We start from the raw sequence: 21,813 nt of genomic DNA on the forward strand, positions 1-21,813 counted from the left end.
CATCCCTATGATTCTGGTCACCGGCGGCGCGGGTTTCATCGGCGCCAACTTCGTTCTCGACTGGGTAGCCGCGGCGGGTGAGCCCGTTGTCAACCTTGACAAGCTCACCTACGCAGGCAACCTGCACAACCTGGACAGCCTTCAGGGCAACACGCGCCACGTGTTCGTGCAAGGCGACATTGGCGACACCCCCCTGGTGGCCCGCCTGCTGGCTGAGCACCAGCCGCGCGCCGTGATCAACTTCGCCGCCGAGTCCCATGTGGACCGCTCCATCCACGGCCCCGAAGACTTCATACAGACCAACGTGGTCGGCACTTTTAGGCTTTTGGAGGCTGTGAGGCAATACTGGCAAGCGCTCCCAGCTATCAATAAAGAAGCATTCAGGCTCCTGCATGTGAGCACTGACGAGGTGTATGGCACCCTGGCTGCTGACGCCCCTGCGTTCACAGAGACGCATGGCTACGAGCCCAACAGCCCCTACAGCGCCAGCAAGGCCGCCAGCGACCACCTCGTGCGCGCATGGCACCACACCTATGGCCTGCCGGTGCTCACCACCAACTGCAGCAACAACTACGGGCCCTACCACTTCCCCGAAAAGCTCATCCCGCTGATGATCGTGCACGCACTGGCCGGCAAGAACCTGCCCGTGTATGGTGACGGCATGCAGGTGCGCGACTGGCTGTATGTGAAGGACCACTGCAGCGCCATCCGCCGCGTGCTCGAAGCGGGCCGCCTGGGTGAAACCTACAACGTCGGCGGCTGGAACGAAAAACCCAACATCGACATCGTGAACACCGTGTGCGCTTTGCTGGACGAACTGCGCCCCCGCGCCGACGGCCAAAGCTACCGTACCCAGATCACCTATGTGAAAGACCGCCCCGGCCACGACCGACGCTATGCCATCGACGCGCGCAAGATCGAGCGCGAACTGGGCTGGAAACCTGCCGAAACGTTTGAGACCGGCATCCGCAAGACCGTGCAGTGGTACCTGGACAACCCCGAATGGGTGGCCCAGGTACAAAGCGGCGCCTACCGCGACTGGGTTGCCCGGCAATACGAAGGCAACGCTGCATGAACATCCTGCTGCTTGGCAAAGGCGGCCAGGTGGGCTGGGAGCTGCAACGCAGCCTGTCCATGCTTGGCCAGGTCACCGCGCTGGACTTTGACAGCCAGGACCACTGCGGCGACTTTGCCAACCCCGAAGGCGTGCGCGACACCGTGCGCCAGCTGCGCCCGGACGCCATCGTCAACGCTGCCGCCCACACCGCCGTGGACAAGGCCGAGCATGAACCGGAGTTTGCGCGCCTGCTCAACGCCACCACCCCTGGCGTGCTGGCCGAAGAAGCCGCGCGCCTGAACGCCTGGCTGGTGCACTACAGCACCGACTACGTCTTTGACGGCAGCGGTACACGCCCCTGGCGGGAGACCGACAACACTGCCCCCCTGTCGGTGTACGGCGCCACCAAGCTCGAAGGAGAGCAACGCATACAGCAATCAGGCTGCCAGCACCTGATCCTGCGCACCAGTTGGGTCTATGCCGCGCGCGGGGGCAACTTCGCCAAAACCATGCTGCGCCTGGCGCAGGAGCGCGAACGCCTGACCGTCATCGACGACCAATGGGGAGCGCCCACGGGGGCTGACTTGCTGGCCGACGTGACAGCCCATGCCGTCCGCCACCTGCACCAGCACCCCCAAGACGGCGGCCTGTACCACTGCGTGGCCGGTGGCGAGACCAACTGGCATTTGTACGCAAAATACGTTCTAGCCCAGGCGCAGCAAGCGCAACCTGCTATTGAATTGAAAGTGACCGAAGTGGCGCCCGTACCCACCAGCGCCTTCCCCACACCCGCCAGGCGCCCGCACAATTCGCGTCTGGACACCACCAAGCTGCAGGCCGCCTTCGGCATCACGCTGCCCCACTGGCAGCAGGGTGTGGCGCGCATGCTCGCCGAAATTCTCTGAACAGCGATGCAGACCATGACCGCACCAGAAACCACCGCAGCCACCACCCGCAAAGGCATCATCCTTGCCGGAGGCTCTGGCACCCGCCTGCACCCGGCCACGCTGGCCATCAGCAAGCAACTGCTGCCGGTGTACGACAAGCCCATGATTTACTACCCGCTCAGCACCCTCATGCTGGCGGGAATCCGCGACATTCTGGTCATCAGCACGCCCCAGGATACCCCGCGGTTCGAACAACTGCTGGGCGACGGCAGTCAGTGGGGTATCAACCTGCAATATGCGGTGCAGCCCAGTCCGGACGGACTGGCTCAGGCGTTCATCATTGGTGAAAAGTTCCTCGACAACCACCCCAGCGCCCTGGTGTTGGGTGACAACATCTTCTATGGCCACGACTTTCACGAACTTCTTGGCAATGCCATGCGGCGTGACCAAGGGGCCAGCGTGTTTGCCTACCACGTGCAGGATCCAGAGCGTTATGGAGTGGCCGAATTTGACGCCAGCGGCAAGGTGCTGAGTCTGGAAGAAAAGCCTCAGACGCCGAAATCCAGCTATGCAGTGACGGGGCTGTATTTTTACGACAGTCAGGTGGTGGAGCTGGCCAAGAGCCTGCAGCCCTCAGCACGCGGCGAATACGAAATCACCGATCTGAACCGCCTGTACCTGGAGCAAGGCCAACTCAACGTCGAAATCATGGGCCGAGGCTACGCCTGGCTGGACACCGGCACGCACGAAAGCCTGCTCGAAGCAGGCCAATTCATCGCCACCCTGGAACACCGCCAGGGCCTGAAGATTGCCTGCCCAGAGGAGGTTGCCTGGCGACATAACTGGATCGATGGCGCCCAGTTGCAAAGGCTGGCATTGCCGCTTACCAAGAGCGGCTATGGGCAATATTTGAGCCGGTTGCTTCTTAACGTCATCTATTGATTGGGCACATGTCGAACTTGGGAGTGGATCCATATTTTGAGGAGCTCAGGCAGGGGCTTGCGCTGCAAAAATCAGGCAAGCGTCGCGAGGCTCAGTCCGTTTACCGAGGCGTCTTGCACAAGAACCCCTTGCATGCCATGGCGCTGCACCTGTCGGGCACCGTGGCGGGGCAACTTGGCTTTCCACTTGAAGCTGTCGAGTTGTTGCGCAAGAGCGTGTCTGTCAATCCGGCCGACCCAATGGCATGGAACAACCTGGCGAACGCACTGCAGGATATTGACGCAACGGAGGCGGCAATTGCCGCAACTGAGGAAGCACTTGCGAGGGCGCCCGGATATGCCGCAGCCTGGGTAACGCGGGCCACTGCGCTCTTGGCTGTTTCCCGACATGCCGAAGCGGTGGAGGCGTTCGAGCAGGCCGTTCACCTTGCACCCCATCTCGGCAGTGCATGGGCGGGTCTTTGGCGTGCACGCACCGAATCCTGTCAGTGGCAAGGCTTAGGCGCGGTGAGGGAGATGGTGGAGGCCGGCCTTGCGTCGGCGCCAGCGCCAGTGCTGTTGCCATTCGAGTCGTTGTCTTTTACTGAGAGTCCCGAAGTACATCGTCGCTGCGCCGAGGCATTTGGCGATGCCGTGATGGCACGCGAATGCATTGAGCCGACTCGCACCTTCGCGACGAGAGAAAAAGGCGGGCGCATCAAGTTGGCCTATTTGTCTGCAGACTTTCACGAGCATGCAACGGCCCACTTGACGGCTGAATTGTTCGAGCGGCACGATCGGACCCGGTTCAAAGTCATGGCATTTTCATTCGGGCCTGACGATCAGTCTTTTATGAGGAAGAGGCTGCAGTCTGCGTTCGACGAATTTGTCGATGTGCGAGACTTGGATAACGGAGCCATCGCCGATTTGATGTTGAGTCGCGGGTGGACATCGCTGTGGACCTGAAGGGGTATACCCGGGGCGCTCGCACCTCTGTACTGCTGCGAAAGCCCGCTCCGATCGTGGTCAACTACCTCGGCTACCCCGGCACCATGGGCCACTCTGCATATGACTACATCGTTGGCGACGCGATCGTCACACCATTTTCCGATGCAACCCACTACGCCGAAAAAATCGTTCAAATGCCGCACAGCTACCAGGTGAACGACACCCAGCGCGCCATCTCCGGGGCGGTGCCCACGCGAGCGGAAGAAGGGCTCCCATCTTCGGGATTTGTATTTGCGGCGTTCAACAACTGCTACAAAATTTCGCCTGATTTTTTCGCAGTGTGGATGCGCCTTCTCAAGCTAGTCCCTGGTAGTGTGCTATGGCTTATTTGCGACCAGCCCGGCATCCGTGCGAACCTGCAGCGCGAGGCGGCATCGCAAGGGGTACTTCCAGAGCGATTGGTTTTCGCCAGACGCGTACCCCTGGCTCGGCATCTAGCTCGCCATGCACATGCTGACATTCTGTTGGACACCTTGCCCTATAACGCCCACACAACGGCAAGCGACGCTTTGTGGGCGGGGGTTCCTGTGCTCACGTGCCAGGGAAGGGCATTTGCGGGCCGGGTTGCGGCCAGTTTGCTCGCGGCCGCGGGTTTGCCGGAGTTGGTGACACACACACTGCCGGATTACGAAGCCATGGCGTACAGGTTGGCGATTGATGCCGATTTTCTGGGTGGCTTTAAGCGGCGCATTGCTGCTAACCGGGCCTCTCTTCCATTGTTCAATTCCGCCGAATTCGCGACCGGTCTGGAAGTGGCGTACACGCAGATGTTCGACCGATGGTCCCGAGGACTCGAGCCTGCCGCATTCGCTATTCATGGCCTGAAGGCAGTCGCAGCTTCAAATCCCTGACTTATGAAAATGTTTCGCACAGCCATTCCTGACGTTCTCGTTATCGAGCCCTTGGTATACGGCGACGACCGAGGTTTCTTTCTGGAGAGCTTTAACCAGCGAGCCTTCAACGAAGCGAGCGGTACGGCGCATACATTTTTGCAGGACAATCACAGTCGCAGTACTCGGGGAGTTCTGCGCGGCTTGCACTATCAGATTCAGCAGCCGCAAGGGAAGTTGGTGCGGGTGGTGCGCGGTACTGTTTTTGATGTGGCCGTGGATCTACGTAAAAGCTCACCCACCTTTGGACAGTGGGTGGGCGAAGAGTTGAGTGAGCGCAATCATCGTCAGCTCTGGGTGCCCCCAGGCTTTGCGCATGGATTTGTGGTCTTGAGTGACGCCGCAGAATTTCTTTACAAAACCACAGACTACTATGCGCCAGTGCATGAACGGTGCATTGCTTGGAATGACCCTGTGCTGGCGATCGATTGGAAGCTCGACCAAGCGCCAACGTTGTCCTCCAAAGACGCACATGGCGTCCATTTTGAGAGCGCCGAGGTTTTTCCCTAAGGCTTATTCTCTCGCGCTGCCGCCCGCGTTAGTGGTGGATTTCAGGGCTTGCCAGATGGTCCTTCACGGCTTGATAGAGCATGTCTGAACCAAACTGTGGGTTGCCGGGGTCAAACGAAAAAAGATTGTGCCCGCGGGGCACTAACTTCTCCTGCCAGTACGGCTCTACAAAGAACGACAGGAAGTCAGCACCTCTTTGGGCGTGCCGATCAAACGTCTGCCCGAGATCGAGTCCACTCATGGCCTTGAGGGGGTGAAACTCCGTAATTCCGTAACGGCGGTGTCCGGTCGTTCCATACCACTTCGCAAATGAGGCGCCGTAGGAGGCCTCGCCGTACAGGCTCACACCCAGTCTAATGTTGCCCATGCTCCTTGCGCTGAGCGAGGAATCGATCGCAAATTTGTGCTCGTCCCAGCTCGGATTGGTGAAAGGAATGATCTGATGGGTGTAGCGCGGCTTGGCAGATAGACAGGAGCGCGCCACAACCTGGTCCATAAATTTCAGATAGTCGGCCACCTGCTGTCCGCGAAAGGCGTGCCAGAGCGGCACCAACGGGTTGTAGTAGTAAGAAGCTTGTTCAGTCGGTTGGTCTATGTGCGCTTGCACTGAGCCATCTCGGGGCTGATCGTGCCGCGGCAATGCCGCCTGCGCTTGATGGCGTGGAGGTGCCTGAGTTTTGTCCATTACGGCGACTTCTTTAGTCCCCATATGTACCAGGTGACCGGGGCTGGACTCAAGAAAAACATCCACTTTGTGTAGACCCGCCGGTAGTCTCCGGAAATCCAAGTTCAAACGCCATCCGGTATTGGCGGTGCCGAATTCCGGTTTGGCCGCAAGTACGTCCTGCCGGCTTTTGTCAACCAAGGTTTTGCCAACGAATTTTCCGTTGAGGTGAACATGGACGGATGCTGGCGGAGCATGCGGGTCCTTTGAGACGTATGCCCAGCCGGATACGGGGAATGTGCCATGTGCGAAAGAGTCGATGTGATCTGTATATCGCGTCAGCGGCTCCGTTCGAATGTCGCGCGATGGGGGAGCAATATCCTCGAATGCGAGGTAATTTGCGCCAATAACCCGGTTGAGTTGATCGATCCGGCGGAATTCAGCTTTGAGAAAGTGCCTGAACCCGTCAATTGAGGCTCGGCTGTAGTCCGTCACTCGATAGGGGGGGCCGAAACTCATACCTGTCTCAAAATCCGGAAACAGGTGATGGAGCTCACCCAGCAGGGTGATACCCCGGATTTTTGCGCGGTCTGCTTCGGGCAGCAGACATGTCTCCGCTAAAAGCGCCTCTGCAGCCTCCACACGACGCGCCGTCAAATCAGTTTGCGTCGTCGCGAAGGTCCAGTGATGGATGGCGGAATCGTAGTAGCGACCCTGAGCCAAGGGCCCGTCCCGCGTCTGCGCAAGGTTGGTGACATCTTTTGCAAGCTGTTGCTCTAACGGGGCATCCGTCGCGAAGTGAGTGGCGAATAGATACAAAATCACCGGGCGGTTGTTGTCACGAATGGTCCGCACAACCCGTTTGACTCTCTCGGTGTCTATCGCCCAGCCATCAGCACTGCTCGCAAAAAGCTGCAAGAGTGGCGCCGGCAAGGTGTAACCCATCGGCTGGTGTGTGGTGTGTATTTCGCGTGGCTCCATGCGGGCAAGCGTTGACTCCACCAGTTGGGCGGCGGAGCCCTCGTGCCCGGTGCAAGAATTCACGAGGGTGCTAGTGCCAGGGTTGCTCGCGGGTGAGGAACTCTTCTGCAGCAAGATGCATGAATCGACCACTGCGACCATGGGCGCGAGGAGCATGGGGCTCGTGCTAGAGATGTCGATGGGGAAAAGACGTGACATCAGAGCGAAACCGCCCCATCCGCCCGCAAGCGCCAGCACCGAGGCCATCGTGCAGGCGGTGAAAGTTGCAGGGTTCTTCAACAGGGTATTCATCGATTGTTCGGTGTGCAAATGGCCGCGGAAAAAGGTTCGACAGGTGTAGGTACCACCGGCGTCGTAAAACTCGATGCGGCTACACTCAGAGCCTCGCCATCTCTGTGGCTAAGTCTGCGGCTGGCAGTGTATTTTCCCAGCTTCGCGCGTCGCATCTCAGTATTCATGACCATTCAAACACTTTCGGCCTCCGCTGACAGGGAGTGCGGTGAGCCGACTTTCCGGCCACGTATCGGCGAATTGTTGGTGCAAGCCGGTAAGCTGAGCGCGCGTGACTTGGACAGGGCTGTCTCCGCACAGCAGGAAATGGGGGGAATGCTGGGGAGGGTTCTGGTCCGGCTGGGTTTGGTCTCTGAGGTGGACGTTGCCACTTCCTTAGAGGCACAGTTGGGTATCCCTCTGGTTCCTGCCGACAGCTTCCCAGATTTGATGCCCGAAGTCGACGGGTTGCTGCCAGAATTCCTGCACGCCAACGCCATCTTCCCACTTCAGGTCGAAGATGGGTGCCTGGACGTGGCGATGGCGGTGCCCCAGGATGCTTTTGTCGTTAAGGCACTCGGTTTGGCAACTGGTCTCTCCATCCGCCCGCACTTGGCCTTGGAATCCGACATTGAGAAGGCATTGGCCGAGCCTGTCGAAGAGTCAAGCGAGGATGACGACAGTTTTGGAGACGGGCTGGACAGCGGAGATTTTGTCGAGCATCTCAAGGATCTCGCCAGCGAAGCCCCGGTCATCCGGCTGGTCAACTCCATCATCGGCCGCGTGATCGATTTGCGCGCATCAGATATTCACCTGGAGCCGTTCGACGATGGCCTTCACGTGCGGTACCGGGTGGACGGGGTGATTCATCCAGGCGAACTGGTGCCGCCGCGGTTGAGCGCGGCGGTCGGTTCTCGCGTCAAGCTTCTTGCGCACTTGGACATCGCCGAACGACGGCTGCCCCAAGACGGCCGTATCAAGACACGCGTCAAGGGCCGCGAACTCGATTTACGGGTTTCCACAGTTCCCACTGTGCATGGCGAGAGCGTGGTCATGCGGGTTCTGGATCGCGCCAGCGTGCGACTTGAGCTTGAAAAAATGGGGTTCGAGGCAGATACCTTGGCGCGCTTCAACGCGTTGCTTGCGAAGCCGCACGGAATCCTGCTGGTGACTGGGCCAACGGGATCTGGCAAAACAACCACCTTGTATGCCGCGCTGGCTAAGATCGATGCGACCGAGCAAAAGATCATTACAGTGGAAGATCCTGTGGAGTACCAACTTGACGGGATCAACCAGATTCAAGTGCATACGCAGATCAATCTGACGTTCGCAAATGCCTTGCGCTCCATCCTGCGCCAAGACCCCGACATCATCATGATTGGCGAAATGCGCGACGGAGAAACTGCGCAAATTGCGGTCCAATCTGCCCTGACGGGGCACCTGGTGCTCTCCACCCTGCATACCAACACGGCCGCTGGCGCTGTGATTCGCATGCAGGACATGGGCGTGGAACGCTATCTCATCACGTCGGCGGTAAATGGAGTGCTTGCGCAACGGCTGGTCCGCACATTGTGCGCTCATTGCAAGGAGCCCTACCACCCTGATGAAGAGATCCTGAAGCGTACCGGGCTGGGGCGCTTCACCAAGCCTGGGCAAGCGGTCTACCGTGCGGTGGGGTGCCTGCAATGCCGCCAGTCTGGGTACAAAGGACGAACGGGGATTCATGAGCTCCTGGCGCTTGATGAGCGCATGCGGCGCGCCATCATTGAAGGCCGGGACGCTAATGCGTTGAACGCCGTTGCAGCTGAAGCTGGCATGCTCAGTCTCTATGAAGACGGCTTGCGCAAAGTCGCCTCCGGCGTGACCACGCTGGATGAGCTGGCCCGTGTGACGCAGGATCAAACCGATGCTTGACTTTGCGTGGCGCGCCGCGTCTGGGACCGGCCAGATCCAGGAAGGGCGCATGGCTGCGCCGGGTGCGGCTGCAGTGGTGAAGCAATTGCGCGATCGCGGGCTGACTCCCCTTGCGGTGGACGAAGTTCAGGGCGCTGCTGCCGACCACTCAGGTGCTGCGGCCTTAAAGCTGGACCGCAAGTCGGGGCGTGTCAACAAGGGCCCTGTCAACTCCGCTGACGTTCTGGCGTTGACGTCCGAGTTGGCCATCATGCTTCGTGCGGGACTGGCATTGGACAACGCCTTGCGTGTGCTGATTGACATGAGCCACAAACCCAGCGTGGCAGCGTTAGTCCAGGCAACACTGGAGTCGGTAAAGGGGGGGACGCCCCTCAGCAGAGCCCTCAGTCAACGTCACGACCTGTTTGGTGATTTCTATATCAATATGGTCCGATCCGGAGAAGCCAGTGGACAGATGTCCGCCGTGCTGGATCGTCTGGTTGAACATATGGAACGGCAGCGCTCTTTAAAGGAGAGCGTCATTTCCGCAACCATCTACCCGGCCATTTTGCTGGGCGTTGCTGTGCTATCTCTCATCGCCATGCTTGGCTTTGTGGTGCCACAATTCGAAAAACTTTTTACCGATATGGGCGACGCGTTGCCGCTGCCTACTCGCATGGTGATGACCATGGGCCAGGCATTTACGAGCTATGGCTTGGTGATGGGTATCGTGGTTTTTGCGCTGGGCGCATTTGTGCTGCGCTGGTTCAGGTCGCCCACGGGCCGAAGCTGGTGGCAAGCCCGCATTTTGCGCCTGCCGTTGATGGGGCCGCTTGCGCTCAAGTATCAACTTACGTTGTTCTCACGCTCGCTGGGAACCTTGCTGGGCAACGGCGTGCCTATGCTCACCGCGTTGCATATCGCGACGGAAACCGTTGGCAATACCGTTTTGCAGCAGGCTCTTGGCAAAGTCGGGCCTATCGTTAAAGAGGGGGGCAAGGTGGTTCACGCCATTTCTGCCACTGGCATTTTCGAGCCGCTGGCCATCAATCTCATCCGCGTGGGCGAAGAAACGGGACGCATCGGCCCCATGATGCTCGAACTTGCAAACATATTGAACCGCGAGGTCGAAACTGGAATCAAAAGATTGTTGACGCTTGTGGAACCGGCGCTCATCCTTGTGCTGGGGGTACTGATCGCCGCCATCATCGTATCCATCCTTCTCGGCATACTGTCCATCAACGACCTCGCCGTATAATTTTTGTTAGTCAAGGAACACCGCACATGGTGAGCATCTACGCTACCCACTTTAAGACAGCATTTCGAACTCGCCGCGCGCGGGGCTTTACGTTGATTGAATTGCTCGTTGTCCTGGCCATCCTCACATTGCTGGCTGGCTTGGTGGGCCCAAGGGTGTTGAATCAGCTGGGTGGTGCAAAGTCCAAGACGGCGGCTGTTCAAATTGCCGATCTCGACAAATCTTTAGAGCTTTTCAAGCTCGACGTCGGTCGTTACCCAACGTCTGAAGAGGGGTTGGAGGCACTGGTCAAGCGCCCTGGCAGCATCAATGGCTGGACGGGGCCCTACCTGAAGGGTGGCGTGCCCACTGACCCATGGGGGCGCGCATATAAGTATGCCAACGCTGGTGCCAACGGAGGCATTGAGATAATTTCTTTGGGGGCAGACGGCGCCCCTGGAGGCGACGGTGAGAACGCCGACATTCGCAACACTCCCTGAGTGTCTTGCTGAGACTCACAATTTCTATCGTAAAAAGCCAAGGTATGCGGCGTGAGGGCGGGTTCACGCTCGTAGAGCTGCTAGTGGTCTTTGCCATCATGGCACTGCTCATCGCTATCACTCCCATCGCATACCAAAAAATGCGCGATACAGCGCAATACCGAAACGTTTTGCGAACCATGCTTTCGGAATTGCGTACGGCACGTCAGCAGGCCGTCCTTACACGGACGGAGACCCGATTTGGCGTGAATCTCCAGCAGCGCAGCTTCGGCGTGCAAGGCCGCACTGAAAATTTGTTGCCCGATTCGCTGACCCTGCGGGCAACTGTGGCCGGGGTCGAACTTGATCCGGGCGGCGTTGCTGCAATCCGTTTTCTGCCGGACGGCGGCGCGACGGGTGGAAGCATTGATGTGTTGCGCCCCCATGGCGGTGGGGGCGCTCGGCTTCGGGTGGATTGGCTGTCTGGGCGCGTTACTCAGGAGGCGCTTGCTCCATGACTGATCTGTTACGCCAGCGCGGTTTTTCCCTGCTGGAGTTGCTGGTTGCATTCGTCATCATGGCGCTCTCGCTGGGCATGCTCTATCGCGCCAGTGGTTCCAGTGCTCGCGCTGTGGGAATGGCGGAGCAAAATCAACGGGCTTCCATGGTGGCAGAGTCCGTCTTTGCCATGCGCGACTTTGTTGGCCCCGACGGCTGGCAGGATGCGGGCGAAACGGCGGGTTACTCGTGGCGAGTGACCAGCGCACCCTATGCTGTACCTGTCGAAAGCTCCGACAAACCACGACTTCATGAAGTGAGTGTCATCGTAAGCTGGCAAGAAAGCGCCGCCAATAAAAGTTTTGAGCTCCAGACGCTTGTGCCTGAGCGCAAGCCAGTGCCGCAGGGGGCGGTGCGATGAGGCGCTCCGGTGTTTCTCCTTCTTTCGCGCGCCTTCCCGGCCTTGTCGACGGGTTTACGCTGGTCGAACTCTTGGTTGTCATGGCATTGCTCTCGCTCATTGCTTTGGGCATGGGCTCCGCACTGCGCACGACCGCACAAACCGGAGAGCGTGTAGACCGCCGGTTGCTGGAGGCAGACGAATTGCGCGTATCCACTGCGTTTCTCCGTTCCGTAGTGGGGCGTGTATACCCCTTCAAGCTCAACACGCCGACGTCCTCAGGGCAGCTTCCCTATTTCTTTGAAGGAAAGCCCGACGCCTTGACGTGGGTAGGCATCATGCCAGCACGCCATGGCGTGGGAGGTCGTTTTTTTTTCCGGCTCTCGCTGGGCGAGTTTGACGGGGCGAGGGGGCTAGTGTTGCAGTTCCTCCCTTGGGAGAGCGCTGCAGGCCAGCCTGATTGGACGCATGCTGAAGCGCGTTTGTTGGTGCACGAAGCCGTTGGTTTGCGAATGCTCTACGCGAACACGATTGTGGACCAGCCGCAGTGGAGCTTGGCATGGGAGTCGACGGATTCTTTCCCCGATCGCATCATGATTTCGCTGCAGACCACTGCGGGCAACCTGCCAGATTTAGTTATACCGGTTCGTCCCACGCCATCGGGTGTTTTGGGTGGCGCGTCCGGGGAGGCCGTGTTTGGCGGTGGTGCGAGGTGACTCCATGAGTCTGCAGTCGTCAGCATGCGCAGGACCGGGTGTATGTATCGCAGGCACGCGAGGGATGGCGCTCATCGCAGTGCTTTGGGTCGTCGCCGCGCTCTCCATTCTGGTCACCGGTTTCAGCCGGGTTGCCAAAGATGAAATCGGTATCGTGGCCTCAGTTCGTCAGGGTGTAGTGGCGCAGGCCACAGGTGACGCAGTGATTGCGCTGGCACTTTGGGAAATCTCTGGCACCGAAGTGCCTGTTGCCCGTGTACGGCATGCCGACATCGCCTACCGGGGCATGACGGTGCCCGTGTCTGTCATGCCACTCAATGGGTTGATCGACATCAATACCGCGCCTCTTGCATTGTTGACACGACTGTATGAAGTAGCGGGGGGGCTATCGGCCGAAGCTGCCCAGGCGCTTGCACAAACGACGGTGGAAGTCCGGACCAAACCGGGCCCTGCGAACCAGCCCCAGCGCTTTGAGGCCAATGAAGACTTGCTTCAAGTGCCAGGGGTCGACTACGACCTCTATGCTAGACTTTCGCCGCTTTTGACGGTCTATGCTCGGGCGAGCGGGGGGCGAGTGAACCCCTTGGCGGCCCCGCTGGACGTGCTTACCGTGCTTGCCAACGGCAACCTCGCCGTTGCTGGGCGCATTGCCCAGGAGCGCGATCAGGGCGCCGAAGGGGTGGACACCACCTCACTGGAGGCATCTTTCGTCAGCGTGTCCCCAACCCGCAGATACCGCGTAAGTGCACTGGTGCCGTTGCCGGATGGAGCTGAGATGCGTATCAGCCGTACGGTGGATTTGGGGTTTAGCTCGCGTGACGGTTTGCCGTGGCGCACGCTCCACACTGAACGCAGTTTTGAACCCATGTCACGTACCGTGGCCAAGTAATAACAATGCCAACCATCTCTTCCGACGCCAGGTTCTTTGGCATTGACCTTCAAAAGGTCGGGCAGGACGTGCGGAAGGCCTTGCAGGGCTTGCACCAATGGCCGCTGTTGGCCTGGCTCACGCCTGCCGTGCCCGTGAGACTGCTTCAGGCAGATGGGTCGCATTCCCTCTGGTGTGATGGCGCAGAACTGAAACAGCCAGAGCGGCAGACGGTTCAACCCAGATGCGTGGCCCTGGAATTGCCGGAAGCCATTGTGTTGCGCCGTCAACTCACTTTGCCCCCCATGGCCGCGCAAGACATCGCAAACGCCGTTGCGTTGGATGCTCAAAGCGCCAGTCCCTTTGGCCTGGGTGAAGTCGCCTGGGGCTACTCTTTGAAGGCGCCAGCCAAAGGCGCCGTCGTAGTCGAAGTGGCGTTGGCATCGCGAAGACAGATACAACAGTACATTCACACCCAGGCCGACCGCCTTCGCAATGCTGGCGACCCGGAGGTATGGGTACTAAGCACACAGGGCGCGGCACCACTGGTCTTCGCTGGTTTTGGCGAGGCTCAGCGCAGCAGGCAGGCGGCGCGTTGGCGGCACTTGGGTTATGCATTGCTGGGCACCAGCATGCTGTTGTTGGCCGCCATTGCGATCACCCCTACGGCACAACTCCGTTTGCGCGCCATAGAGGCCGTGCAAGCCTACGAAGGAATCGTGGGGCGTGCCGCCCCTGCCGTGCGTGAGCGCGAGGAGCTTCTGCAATCTATAGAACAGCTTTCTTCACTGGCTGAAGTACTCGCAGGGCGTATCGAGCCGTTGACACTGATGGACCGGTTGACCCAGGCGCTGCCCGACGACACGGCGCTGCAGACCGTCAAGCTCCAAGGGGGTAAGGTCACAATTTTGGGGCTGACTGGAGACGCCTCGTCCCTCATGAGAATCTTGGGTGAACAGCCCGGCCTGCGTGACGTGCGCGCGCCCTCGGCAGCCACCCGCATGCCAGGCGCACAAAAAGAATCTTTCATGATCGAATTCATGCTCGATCCCGCGCACTTCGGTGTGCAGACCACTCCTTCGCCAGTCGCGCCTTCACCTTCGGAATCTAAGCCGTCTACGTCAACCCCGACGGCGTCAGTCGATGCACCCGGCACGGCGCCTTCATCGGCCGCACCGCTCGCCGCCGCCAATCCATCTGCCAGCGCTGCGGCGCCCGCGTCACCACCTGCTGCACGGGCGGCCACATTTGGGGGAGGGGCCACTTTTGGTGGAGTGACCACTCGCCCTGCGCCACCCAAAGAAGCCGCGGCTACCACACCCGCTGCTGCGCCAACTGCGCCTGCGAAACCCTGAGCCACCCATGCAAAACCACAAAACAAGAGAAGTGGCGGCTTTGGCAGTAGTGTTTGCGCTGTTGCTGGCGCCGCTTGCGGCGGCGGGGGTCTACGTCTTCCAGAAGCACCAGTGGGCCCAGGCACGGCTGGCTGAGTTGGAGCCCCGCTACGCCCGCTTGCTCGGGCTGAATGAGCAGCGTGCCGACATCACGGCCGTTCTGGCGCAGGCCAAAGATGCGAGGGCACGCTACGTGTACCCCGCCTCGCAAGATGCCACTGTGGCGGGCAACGCCGCGCAGCAGCGCGTGCGTGAGATTCTCACCACCGCTGGGCTGCAGATCAGCAGCAGCCAGGTGCTCCCTCCTAAGGCCGTAAAAGGCTATGAGCGTATCCCTATAACGGTGCGAGCTGAGGGCGAATGGCTGGCAGTGCAGAGTGCGCTGGCGGTTTTTTCTACCCAACTGCCATTGATCGTGATCGATGAGTTTGAAGTACAGGTGCTGGGTGGCTTGGGCAACACCCCGCCCAAGTTTCAGCCTAAACTGGCTGTGAGCTTTGGGTTCAGCGTGCTGCGGGAGCAAAAATGAAGCGCCCCGCCATACTGGTCCTTATCGCTTTCAACCTTGCATTGCTCGCGGTGCTCGCCTGGCTTTGGTTGACGCCGGCTGCGCAGTTGAAAAACAGCACATGGGAGGCGCCCGCTGCCCACAAGGCAGACTACGCGCAAATGCTGCCTCCGCTGCCCGGCACGGCGCCTGTCGACACCAGCAAATTTGTGGCCATGCTCGATAGGCCGTTGTTCATGCTGACTCGCCGCCCGCCGCCTCCACCTCCACCGCCTGAGGCATCACCACCGGTGGATACCCTCAGTACGGCACGTATCTTCGGTGTGTTCAGCAGTCCCTCTGGCGGCGGCGTGATCATGAACATCGGTGGTAAGGACCGCAGGGTACGGCTCAACGAAACCGTCGATGGCGGCTGGACTTTGCAGTCCGTATCTGGAAACACGGCAACTTTTGCCAGCGGTGGTCAAACCCGGTCTCTGACCATGCCGCGTGCAGCGTTGACCACCTACACGGGAATGCCAGCTTCGCAGCCCCCTCCTGTTCTGGTTGCGCCGGCAGCCGCTCAGCCGCCCGTCGCCGCGCCGGCTCCAGACTCAGGGGCTGTCGGCGGACAAGGCTCGGCGCCCCCTCGGCCAACGCCCGACCCGCGCCGGGCTACCTTTGGAGGTGGCCGCTGAGTGCTGGCGATTCAAGAATGTGAGCACATAGCCCTCATGCTTCGACGGCATCAAGCTGTGCCACAGACACCCCAAAGACAAACCTAATGCAGACATGACACCATACCAACACGCACTCACAGCCATCGCGTTTGCCTCTTGCCAGCTCGCTGCAGCACAAACGCAAGGCGGCCCCGTGGTTGCAGGGCAGGCCCCTGGCTCTGCTGCGGTATCCACATCCCCCGCAGCATCCGTTGCAGGTAGCACTGCTGCTGCGGGCACCACAGCCACTGAGCCGCGCCTGATCATCGGCAATGACCAAATGGTGGGTGCCGTCAAGCCTGCACCGCAGCTGGATGGCCCGCCGGTGTCGCTCAACTTTGAAGAAGCACCTGTCGCCCAGGTGGTGCGCACCGTGCTGGGGGACATCCTCAAGGTGGACTACGTGCTCCATCCCCCGCTTGCTGGCTCCATTACGCTGGCTACGCGTGCGCCCATCTCGCCCGACCAAGCCTCTTTTTTGTTGGAAAGCGCCCTGCAGGCCAATGGGCTGGGGCTGGTGCGCGACGCGCGTGGCACCTACCACGTCGGCCGCACCGAGGCTCTGCGCGGCATTGGTGGCACGGTACGTCTGGCAGGTGGCAGCCCCTTGCCGCCAGGCCAAGGGGTCATTGTGGTGCCGCTCCAGTACATTGGGGCCGGTGAAATGGCCGCCATTTTGCGCCCCATGGTGCCTACCGAGTCCATCGTGCGGGTGGACAACCTGCGCAACCTTCTTGTGCTTGTGGGCACCCGCACGCAGGCAGAAGGATGGCTCGACATGGTTAGCACCTTTGACGTCAACCTGCTCAAGGGCATGTCTGTGGGGGTGTTCCCGCTCAAGCACGCATCCATCAAAGAGGTGGAGGCTGCGCTAGCGCTGGTGAGCGGCGGGGGCGGCGCTGCCTCGGCAGCCGCAACCACGCCGCAGCCTGTGGGCCGCGGCACGGTATCTGCCAGCACCCAGGCACCAGGCGGTGCGGCGGGTTCTGGTGCTGCCGCCATGCTGGGCGAGGGCAACCCCCTGTTCGGCGCCCTGCGCATCATGCCAATCGAGCGGCTCAACAGCATCCTCGTAGTGACGCCCCGCGCGGCGTACCTGGAGGAAGCCCGGCGCTGGATCGAGCGGCTGGACCAGCCCAGCGACAACGGCGCCGAGGCACAACTGCATATCTTCAAGGTGCAAAACGGCAATGCACGCCACCTGGCCTCGGTGCTCAGTGGTATTTTTGGCGGGCTCGGCGGCACGTCCCCCACCAGCGGCACGGGTGTGGCGCCCGGCCTCGCTTCTGCCACCGGCAGCACCTTTGGCCAAGGCAGTGTCCCCAACCCGTTCGGCAACACGGGTTCGTTGATCGGCGGCGCAGGTGGCAACCGAACAGGCACTGGCGGGCTGGGCACGACGGTGTCATCCCTTGGCGGTTTGGGCGGACGCGCCACTGGTCAGTTGGGCGCAGGCGCGCAAAGCCAGCAAGGCACGCAGCAGGCCGGTGCCGTCGTAGCGACATTTGGCAATATCCGCGTGATGGCTGACGAGCTCAACAACGCCATCCTGGTCTGGGGCACCCGGGCCGAATATCTCAAGATCGAGGCCACGCTCAAACGGCTGGATTTGCCGCCTACGCAGGTCCTGATTGAGGCCACCATCGTAGAGGTGACATTGGGCGATACCCTTAACTACGGCGTGCAGTGGGCGTTTACGGATAGCCGTGACAGCAGCAGCTTCACGGGTGCGGGCACCATCAGCGGGCTCACCGGTGGCGCGCTGGGCGGAGTGGCCCAAGGCTTTTCGTACCTGTTGCGCAAAGGCGGTAGCACCCGTGCGGTGCTGCAGGCGCTGTCTGAAAAATCCCAACTCAAAGTCATTTCCAGCCCATCGCTCATGGTGCTTGACAACCACACCGCAGCCATCACCGTGGGCAACCAGCAGCCAGTGCGAAGTGCCACGATTACCAACGACACCTCTGGCAATACCGTCGACACCATTCAGTACAAAGATACCGGCGTGGGCTTGACGGTGACGCCGTCGGTCAACTCGGGCAATCTGGTGACCATGCAGGTCGATCAAACCGTGACCGAGGTGGGCGACCCGGTAACCAGCGCCAACGGCCAGCCCGCATTCTTGCAGCGGCAAATCAGCAGCAAGGTGGCCGTGCGTTCGGGCGAATCCATCGTGCTGGGCGGGCTAATCCGCGACAACACCACCAGCGGCAAGACAGGCGTGCCCATTCTGCAAGACATCCCCATCTTGGGGAAAGCATTCGGGACCAACCGCAACAACAACAACCGCACCGAGTTGCTGGTGGTGCTGACCCCCCGGGTGGTGCGCACCGACATCGACATCCGCGAAGTCAGCGAGGACCTGCGCGACCGGCTGCGTGGACTGCTGGGCGTGGGCAGTGCCGACAGGAACTAAGCCCCGGCATGCAGAATCCGTGTCTCTGCGCAGCTATCAGTTGCATTCTTGTACGTTGGCGCACATTGAATCATGTGCGGCGGCCGCAAATTTGAGTAGTGTTTTATTTGAAGGAAATTCAAACCACCATGTCCATCTATCAAACTACGCGCCGCCTGGGCGCTATCGCCGTTGCACTGTCGGCGGTGATGCTTGTGGCTGGTTGCGCAAGCTTAGGCGCATCCACCCCTGAAGAAATCGTGGGCCAGCGCGCCACCGAGTACTGGAAGGCGCGCATCGCGGGGCAGTACGAAAAGGCCTGGGCCCTGTCCACACCTGCTTACCGGGCCATCAAGACGGCCGAGCAGTTTCGCGTGCAGTTTGGCTCGGGCGCAACGGTAGAAGCCGCAACGCCTTACAAGGTGACATGCGAGAGTGGCGAAAAGTGCACGGCCCGTATGAAATTGAGCGCAACGCCTGCCCTTTTGGGTATGAAACTGGGTACGATTGACACGTACGTGGACGAGACATGGTTGCTCGAAGACGGCAAGTGGTGGCGCCACCAGGATCTGTGATTACAAAAGGGTTCTACTGCGCTGTTGCTGGTCCCTGCGAAGGAGGTTCTGCCACACCGCTCTGACAACTGTTGCTTTTCCTCAACAACAGGCGGTTTCACCGGCCGCCCGCTGTACAAGCCCCTTGCGCGCTGTGCTACGATGCCTAAGCGTAATCAATCGTGGTAGTTGCGCTTACAAACTTTTTAACTGGAGTTCTTGATATGAAGAAAAATGTGATGGCCTTGAGCATTGCTGCCATGATTGGTGGCCTGGGCTTCGCGGGCGCTGCTTCGGCAGCCGTGATTGCTGGTACCGGCGTTGGTGCTCCGAATGCTGCGGACATCAACGGCGGCTTGATGTCCCCCCCGCACGGCTACCGGCCTCGGAGTTGCCGAGGGCGGTGTGGGCCATGCGCTGGTGGTGCCCTACTACAACGCTCAAAACGGCAATATGACCGTTCTGCACGTTACCAACACTGATTCGGCAAATGGCAAGCTGGTGAAGGTTCGCTTCCGTAGCGCCTCCAACTCGGATGACGTGCTGGACTTCCAAGTGTTCATGTCGCCTGGCGATGTATGGACTGCCGCAGTGATGGCTGGTGCTGACGGTGTGGCCAACATCGTTACCGCAGACAACACTTGCACGGTGCCTGCCTTGACGAAAAACGTTGCCCAGCCATTTGTTCAGACCCGTCTGCCAGCCTACGCCACTGCGGATGCCAAGGCGAACCTGACCCGTGAAGGTTACGTTGAAATCTTCAACATGGCTGACATCACGAATGTGACGGCTTGGCAAGCTGATGGTTCTACATCCGCTACCGGTACCGTTCGCTCACCTTTGTACACTGCCACGAAGCACGTCGGTGGTGTGGCTCCTTGCTCGGTGGCGGGCTCTGCCGCTCGTACGCTCGTAGATACAGTGGCTACGACTGCCCTCGATGAAGCTGCGGCAGCTCGTCGTGGTCTGCAAACCCCAACGGCTGGTCTGATGGGTGACTGGTACATCATCAATGTGCCACAAACTACCACCTTCTCTGGTGCAGCTACGGCTATTCAACTGACTGGCGGCACCCGTGGTAACTTTGTGCACTTCCCGCAGCTGGATACGGCTGCTGTTGCAGTGACGGCTGATGCTAATACGCTGACAGCAGATCCGCTGTTCCGTACCACTGAAGTGCGGACGAACGCTAACGTTGCACCTGCCTCGGTTCCAGCTCTGGCTCTGCTGAACTTCGACCTGCCCGACATGTCGACGCCTTTGTATGCTGCACCTGCGGCTGCAGCTCCCTTGACACAAGCTCTGGCGTTGCAGAACGCTTTGCGCGTGAACTCGGTGACGAATCAGTACGCAAACGATGCTTCCATCTCGGCAAAGACCGACTGGACGTTCTCTATGCCTACACGCCGCTACAACGTGGCTGCTAACTACGCAGCCGGTGCGACGCAAGCGCTGGCAACGGCCTCGACACAGTACCGCCTGTTCTCTGACTTGGGTGCTGCGAACCACACCGATGACATGTTCTACCCTGCCCAGGCTGGCGCTCCGCTCGAAGCCGGTAACACCAGCATCGACGCTGCAGGCAACATCTGCGTGATCGCTGACAGCCAGCGCTTCTACGACCGCGAAGAAACCACCGGTGGCACCACTCCAGTGTTCTCGCCAGGCACGGGCACTTCTGTCCAGTTCTGCGGTGAAGTCAGCGTGCTGGCCTTCCGTGACGCTGGTACCTCGGTTCTGGGTGCAAGCGTTGCTCGTCGCACTGTGACGAGCGGTACGTACGAAAACGGCTGGGGTGTGCTCAGCACGGCCAACGGCGGCAAGGGTCTGCCAATCTTGGGCGCTTCGTTCATCAAGCTGGAAAACCCATCCGCATCGGCTGGCAAGTCGGGTACCTACGGTATCACCTGGCCACACCGCTTCACGAGGTAATTTGTGGGCACTTTTTCGCGTTAACGCGATCCAAGAAGGCGGGGGGCAACCCCCGCCTTTTTTCATTGCTGATCTCTTTGTTGCTTGGTGACTATGACTCTTTTTGCTGACCTTACCCGGGCCGCGAGCCCAATTCGTGCGTTTGCTGTGGCGTCTGCTGTGTTTGGATGGATGGCAGGCCCTGCTGTTGCGAGCGAAGCCGCAGTGCCATTGGTGCAGGGTGACAAGATTGTGATTACAACGCTGGATGTTCAGGCGGATGCCTTGCGCATGCCTCCTGAAATGAGGCCTTTGGTACTGTCGCGCGTTCCCACCGTCAGCCAGATAGCCGGCAACCTCTACGTCCGCCGGGCTCTCGCCGCAGAGGCGCAAGCTATTGGGCTGGATAAGGATCCATTGGTAGTTGCTCACCTCAAGGTCGCCATGGACAAAGTCTTGTCTGACGCACTTCTGGAGCGCATCGACCAGAAGAGCACGCCCAGCGAGGCCGCGGTAGAGGCCAAGGCCCGCACGCTGTACCGCGCAAAGCCAGATCGTTTCAAGGCTGAGGAGCAAGTACACGCCCGCCACATCCTGATCGCTGGCACTACTACGGAATCGAAAGCGGAAGCAGAAAAACTCCTCAAGGACCTGAAGGATGGGGCTGACTTTGCCAAGTTGGCAGAAGAAAAATCTGCCGACAAGGGCAGTGCAGCCAAGGGTGGCGATGTGGGGTACTTTGGCAAAGGCCGCATGGTTCCGCAGTTCGAGCAGGCCGCCTTCGAACTCAAGAACAAGAATGACCTCAGTGGTGTAGTGGAGTCGCAGTTTGGCTATCACATCATTCAGTTGCTCGACCGCAAGCCCGCTGGCGTTCGTCCCTTTGACGAGGTGAAGGAGGAACTTGCGAAGGAAGTGCGAGCCAGTATTGTCCAAGACGCACGTGTAGCAGAAGCGCAGCGCCTGCAAGCCAATGGCGTGCCAGACGTGAAGGCTATGGAAGCCTTTGCCAAAAACTATGAGGCTGCCGTGCCTGCTGCACGGCGTGCAGTGGCACCCCAGCAGTAAACCACGCTCT

21 protein-coding genes are annotated in these 21,813 nt (G+C 60.0%); 20 read left to right on the forward strand and 1 reads right to left on the reverse strand.

The genetic code is table 11. From position 1 onward, the window contains the following. Positions 1-7 precede the first annotated feature (7 nt). Genes rfbB through rfbC form a run of 6 tightly spaced genes read left to right on the forward strand, consistent with a single transcriptional unit; the run spans position 8 to position 5,272 of the window. Complete coding sequence (gene rfbB / locus AAFF19_RS04450) at positions 8-1,075, forward strand: dTDP-glucose 4,6-dehydratase (RefSeq protein ID WP_182118043.1); 1,068 nt, start codon at positions 8-10, stop codon at positions 1,073-1,075. Beyond that, positions 1,072-1,962, forward strand: a complete 891-nt coding sequence (rfbD, locus tag AAFF19_RS04455; protein WP_246330669.1) for a dTDP-4-dehydrorhamnose reductase — start codon at positions 1,072-1,074, stop codon at positions 1,960-1,962. The genes rfbB and rfbD overlap by 4 nt, the downstream gene beginning before the upstream one ends. 15 nt (positions 1,963-1,977) lie before the next feature. Next, positions 1,978-2,886, forward strand: a complete 909-nt coding sequence (gene rfbA / locus AAFF19_RS04460) for a glucose-1-phosphate thymidylyltransferase RfbA (protein ID WP_182118045.1) — start codon at positions 1,978-1,980, stop codon at positions 2,884-2,886. A gap of 8 nt (positions 2,887-2,894) precedes the next feature. Next, positions 2,895-3,830, forward strand: coding sequence for a tetratricopeptide repeat protein (locus tag AAFF19_RS04465; protein ID WP_342721367.1), 936 nt, complete (start codon positions 2,895-2,897; stop codon positions 3,828-3,830). Further along, positions 3,821-4,723 (forward strand): hypothetical protein, encoded by a 903-nt coding sequence (locus AAFF19_RS04470; protein WP_342721830.1) that lies wholly within the window; start codon positions 3,821-3,823, stop codon positions 4,721-4,723. Before AAFF19_RS04465 ends, AAFF19_RS04470 begins: the two co-directional genes overlap by 10 nt. Positions 4,724-4,726: 3 nt before the next feature. Beyond that, positions 4,727-5,272 carry a dTDP-4-dehydrorhamnose 3,5-epimerase gene (gene rfbC / locus AAFF19_RS04475; protein WP_342721368.1) on the forward strand — a complete coding sequence of 182 codons (546 nt, stop codon included), beginning with the start codon at positions 4,727-4,729 and terminating at the stop codon, positions 5,270-5,272. 28 nt (positions 5,273-5,300) lie between these two features. On the opposite strand, the gene AAFF19_RS04480 is transcribed toward rfbC, so the two are convergent. Continuing rightward, positions 5,301-7,208, reverse strand: a complete 1,908-nt coding sequence (locus AAFF19_RS04480) for a hypothetical protein (RefSeq protein WP_342721369.1) — start codon at positions 7,206-7,208, stop codon at positions 5,301-5,303. A 165-nt stretch (positions 7,209-7,373) separates the two neighbouring features. On the opposite strand from AAFF19_RS04480, the gene AAFF19_RS04485 reads away from it, so the two are divergent. The 14 genes from AAFF19_RS04485 to AAFF19_RS04550 all read left to right on the forward strand — a co-directional run bounded on the left by AAFF19_RS04485 (position 7,374) and on the right by AAFF19_RS04550 (position 21,803). Continuing rightward, on the forward strand, positions 7,374-9,101 hold the full coding sequence (locus tag AAFF19_RS04485) for an ATPase, T2SS/T4P/T4SS family (RefSeq protein WP_182118049.1): 1,728 nt from the start codon (positions 7,374-7,376) through the stop codon (positions 9,099-9,101). After that, positions 9,094-10,338 carry a type II secretion system F family protein gene (locus AAFF19_RS04490; RefSeq protein WP_182118050.1) on the forward strand — a complete coding sequence of 415 codons (1,245 nt, stop codon included), beginning with the start codon at positions 9,094-9,096 and terminating at the stop codon, positions 10,336-10,338. Before AAFF19_RS04485 ends, AAFF19_RS04490 begins: the two co-directional genes overlap by 8 nt. A gap of 26 nt (positions 10,339-10,364) precedes the next feature. Next, on the forward strand, positions 10,365-10,817 hold the full coding sequence (gene gspG, locus AAFF19_RS04495) for a type II secretion system major pseudopilin GspG (protein ID WP_182118051.1): 453 nt from the start codon (positions 10,365-10,367) through the stop codon (positions 10,815-10,817). 44 nt (positions 10,818-10,861) lie between these two features. Beyond that, complete coding sequence (locus AAFF19_RS04500) at positions 10,862-11,314, forward strand: type II secretion system protein (RefSeq protein ID WP_182118374.1); 453 nt, start codon at positions 10,862-10,864, stop codon at positions 11,312-11,314. Next, positions 11,311-11,715 (forward strand): type II secretion system protein, encoded by a 405-nt coding sequence (locus tag AAFF19_RS04505; RefSeq protein ID WP_182118052.1) that lies wholly within the window; start codon positions 11,311-11,313, stop codon positions 11,713-11,715. The genes AAFF19_RS04500 and AAFF19_RS04505 overlap by 4 nt, the downstream gene beginning before the upstream one ends. Further along, positions 11,712-12,410 (forward strand): prepilin-type N-terminal cleavage/methylation domain-containing protein, encoded by a 699-nt coding sequence (locus tag AAFF19_RS04510; RefSeq protein ID WP_342721371.1) that lies wholly within the window; start codon positions 11,712-11,714, stop codon positions 12,408-12,410. The genes AAFF19_RS04505 and AAFF19_RS04510 overlap by 4 nt, the downstream gene beginning before the upstream one ends. Before the next feature lie 64 nt (positions 12,411-12,474). Then, on the forward strand, positions 12,475-13,299 hold the full coding sequence (locus tag AAFF19_RS04515) for a type II secretion system protein GspK (RefSeq protein WP_342721372.1): 825 nt from the start codon (positions 12,475-12,477) through the stop codon (positions 13,297-13,299). A 5-nt stretch (positions 13,300-13,304) separates the two neighbouring features. Beyond that, positions 13,305-14,633, forward strand: a complete 1,329-nt coding sequence (locus tag AAFF19_RS04520; RefSeq protein ID WP_182118055.1) for a PilN domain-containing protein — start codon at positions 13,305-13,307, stop codon at positions 14,631-14,633. 7 nt (positions 14,634-14,640) lie between these two features. Then, the gene (gspM, locus tag AAFF19_RS04525; RefSeq protein WP_182118056.1) at positions 14,641-15,201 is read left to right on the forward strand and encodes a type II secretion system protein GspM; all 561 of its coding nucleotides are present in this window, start codon (positions 14,641-14,643) and stop codon (positions 15,199-15,201) included. Beyond that, positions 15,198-15,857, forward strand: a complete 660-nt coding sequence (locus tag AAFF19_RS04530; protein ID WP_342721373.1) for a type II secretion system protein N — start codon at positions 15,198-15,200, stop codon at positions 15,855-15,857. The genes gspM and AAFF19_RS04530 overlap by 4 nt, the downstream gene beginning before the upstream one ends. A gap of 94 nt (positions 15,858-15,951) precedes the next feature. Beyond that, positions 15,952-18,291, forward strand: coding sequence for a type II secretion system secretin GspD (gene gspD, locus AAFF19_RS04535; protein ID WP_342721374.1), 2,340 nt, complete (start codon positions 15,952-15,954; stop codon positions 18,289-18,291). Positions 18,292-18,419: 128 nt separating this feature from the next. Then, positions 18,420-18,845 carry a hypothetical protein gene (locus AAFF19_RS04540; protein ID WP_342721375.1) on the forward strand — a complete coding sequence of 142 codons (426 nt, stop codon included), beginning with the start codon at positions 18,420-18,422 and terminating at the stop codon, positions 18,843-18,845. A gap of 402 nt (positions 18,846-19,247) precedes the next feature. Beyond that, a complete protein-coding gene (locus tag AAFF19_RS04545; protein ID WP_342721377.1) occupies positions 19,248-20,756 on the forward strand; it encodes a cell surface protein in 1,509 nt (502 codons plus the stop codon). 93 nt (positions 20,757-20,849) lie between these two features. Next, the gene (locus AAFF19_RS04550; RefSeq protein ID WP_182118060.1) at positions 20,850-21,803 is read left to right on the forward strand and encodes a peptidylprolyl isomerase; all 954 of its coding nucleotides are present in this window, start codon (positions 20,850-20,852) and stop codon (positions 21,801-21,803) included. Positions 21,804-21,813 lie beyond the last annotated feature (10 nt).

Origin of the sequence: Acidovorax sp. FHTAMBA, from assembly GCF_038958875.1 — a bacterium.
Classification (GTDB): domain Bacteria; phylum Pseudomonadota; class Gammaproteobacteria; order Burkholderiales; family Burkholderiaceae_C; genus Acidovorax.

Bases quoted from the DNA above. Each gene is read 5' to 3' on its own strand.
- rfbC (WP_342721368.1), top strand. From the start codon at position 4,727: ATGAAAATGTTTCGCACAGCCATTCCTGACGTTCTCGTTATCGAGCCC.
- gspD (WP_342721374.1), top strand. From the start codon at position 15,952: ATGACACCATACCAACACGCACTCACAGCCATCGCGTTTGCCTCTTGC.
- AAFF19_RS04540 (WP_342721375.1), top strand. From the start codon at position 18,420: ATGTCCATCTATCAAACTACGCGCCGCCTGGGCGCTATCGCCGTTGCA.
- gspM (WP_182118056.1), top strand. From the start codon at position 14,641: ATGCAAAACCACAAAACAAGAGAAGTGGCGGCTTTGGCAGTAGTGTTT.
- AAFF19_RS04510 (WP_342721371.1), top strand. From the start codon at position 11,712: ATGAGGCGCTCCGGTGTTTCTCCTTCTTTCGCGCGCCTTCCCGGCCTT.
- gspG (WP_182118051.1), top strand. From the start codon at position 10,365: ATGGTGAGCATCTACGCTACCCACTTTAAGACAGCATTTCGAACTCGC.
- AAFF19_RS04465 (WP_342721367.1), top strand. From the start codon at position 2,895: ATGTCGAACTTGGGAGTGGATCCATATTTTGAGGAGCTCAGGCAGGGG.
- AAFF19_RS04520 (WP_182118055.1), top strand. From the start codon at position 13,305: ATGCCAACCATCTCTTCCGACGCCAGGTTCTTTGGCATTGACCTTCAA.
- AAFF19_RS04550 (WP_182118060.1), top strand. From the start codon at position 20,850: ATGACTCTTTTTGCTGACCTTACCCGGGCCGCGAGCCCAATTCGTGCG.
- AAFF19_RS04515 (WP_342721372.1), top strand. From the start codon at position 12,475: ATGGCGCTCATCGCAGTGCTTTGGGTCGTCGCCGCGCTCTCCATTCTG.
- rfbA (WP_182118045.1), top strand. From the start codon at position 1,978: ATGACCGCACCAGAAACCACCGCAGCCACCACCCGCAAAGGCATCATC.
- AAFF19_RS04490 (WP_182118050.1), top strand. From the start codon at position 9,094: ATGCTTGACTTTGCGTGGCGCGCCGCGTCTGGGACCGGCCAGATCCAG.
- AAFF19_RS04530 (WP_342721373.1), top strand. From the start codon at position 15,198: ATGAAGCGCCCCGCCATACTGGTCCTTATCGCTTTCAACCTTGCATTG.
- AAFF19_RS04505 (WP_182118052.1), top strand. From the start codon at position 11,311: ATGACTGATCTGTTACGCCAGCGCGGTTTTTCCCTGCTGGAGTTGCTG.
- AAFF19_RS04485 (WP_182118049.1), top strand. From the start codon at position 7,374: ATGACCATTCAAACACTTTCGGCCTCCGCTGACAGGGAGTGCGGTGAG.
- rfbB (WP_182118043.1), top strand. From the start codon at position 8: ATGATTCTGGTCACCGGCGGCGCGGGTTTCATCGGCGCCAACTTCGTT.
- AAFF19_RS04480 (WP_342721369.1), bottom strand. From the start codon at position 7,208: ATGAATACCCTGTTGAAGAACCCTGCAACTTTCACCGCCTGCACGATG.
- AAFF19_RS04500 (WP_182118374.1), top strand. From the start codon at position 10,862: ATGCGGCGTGAGGGCGGGTTCACGCTCGTAGAGCTGCTAGTGGTCTTT.
- rfbD (WP_246330669.1), top strand. From the start codon at position 1,072: ATGAACATCCTGCTGCTTGGCAAAGGCGGCCAGGTGGGCTGGGAGCTG.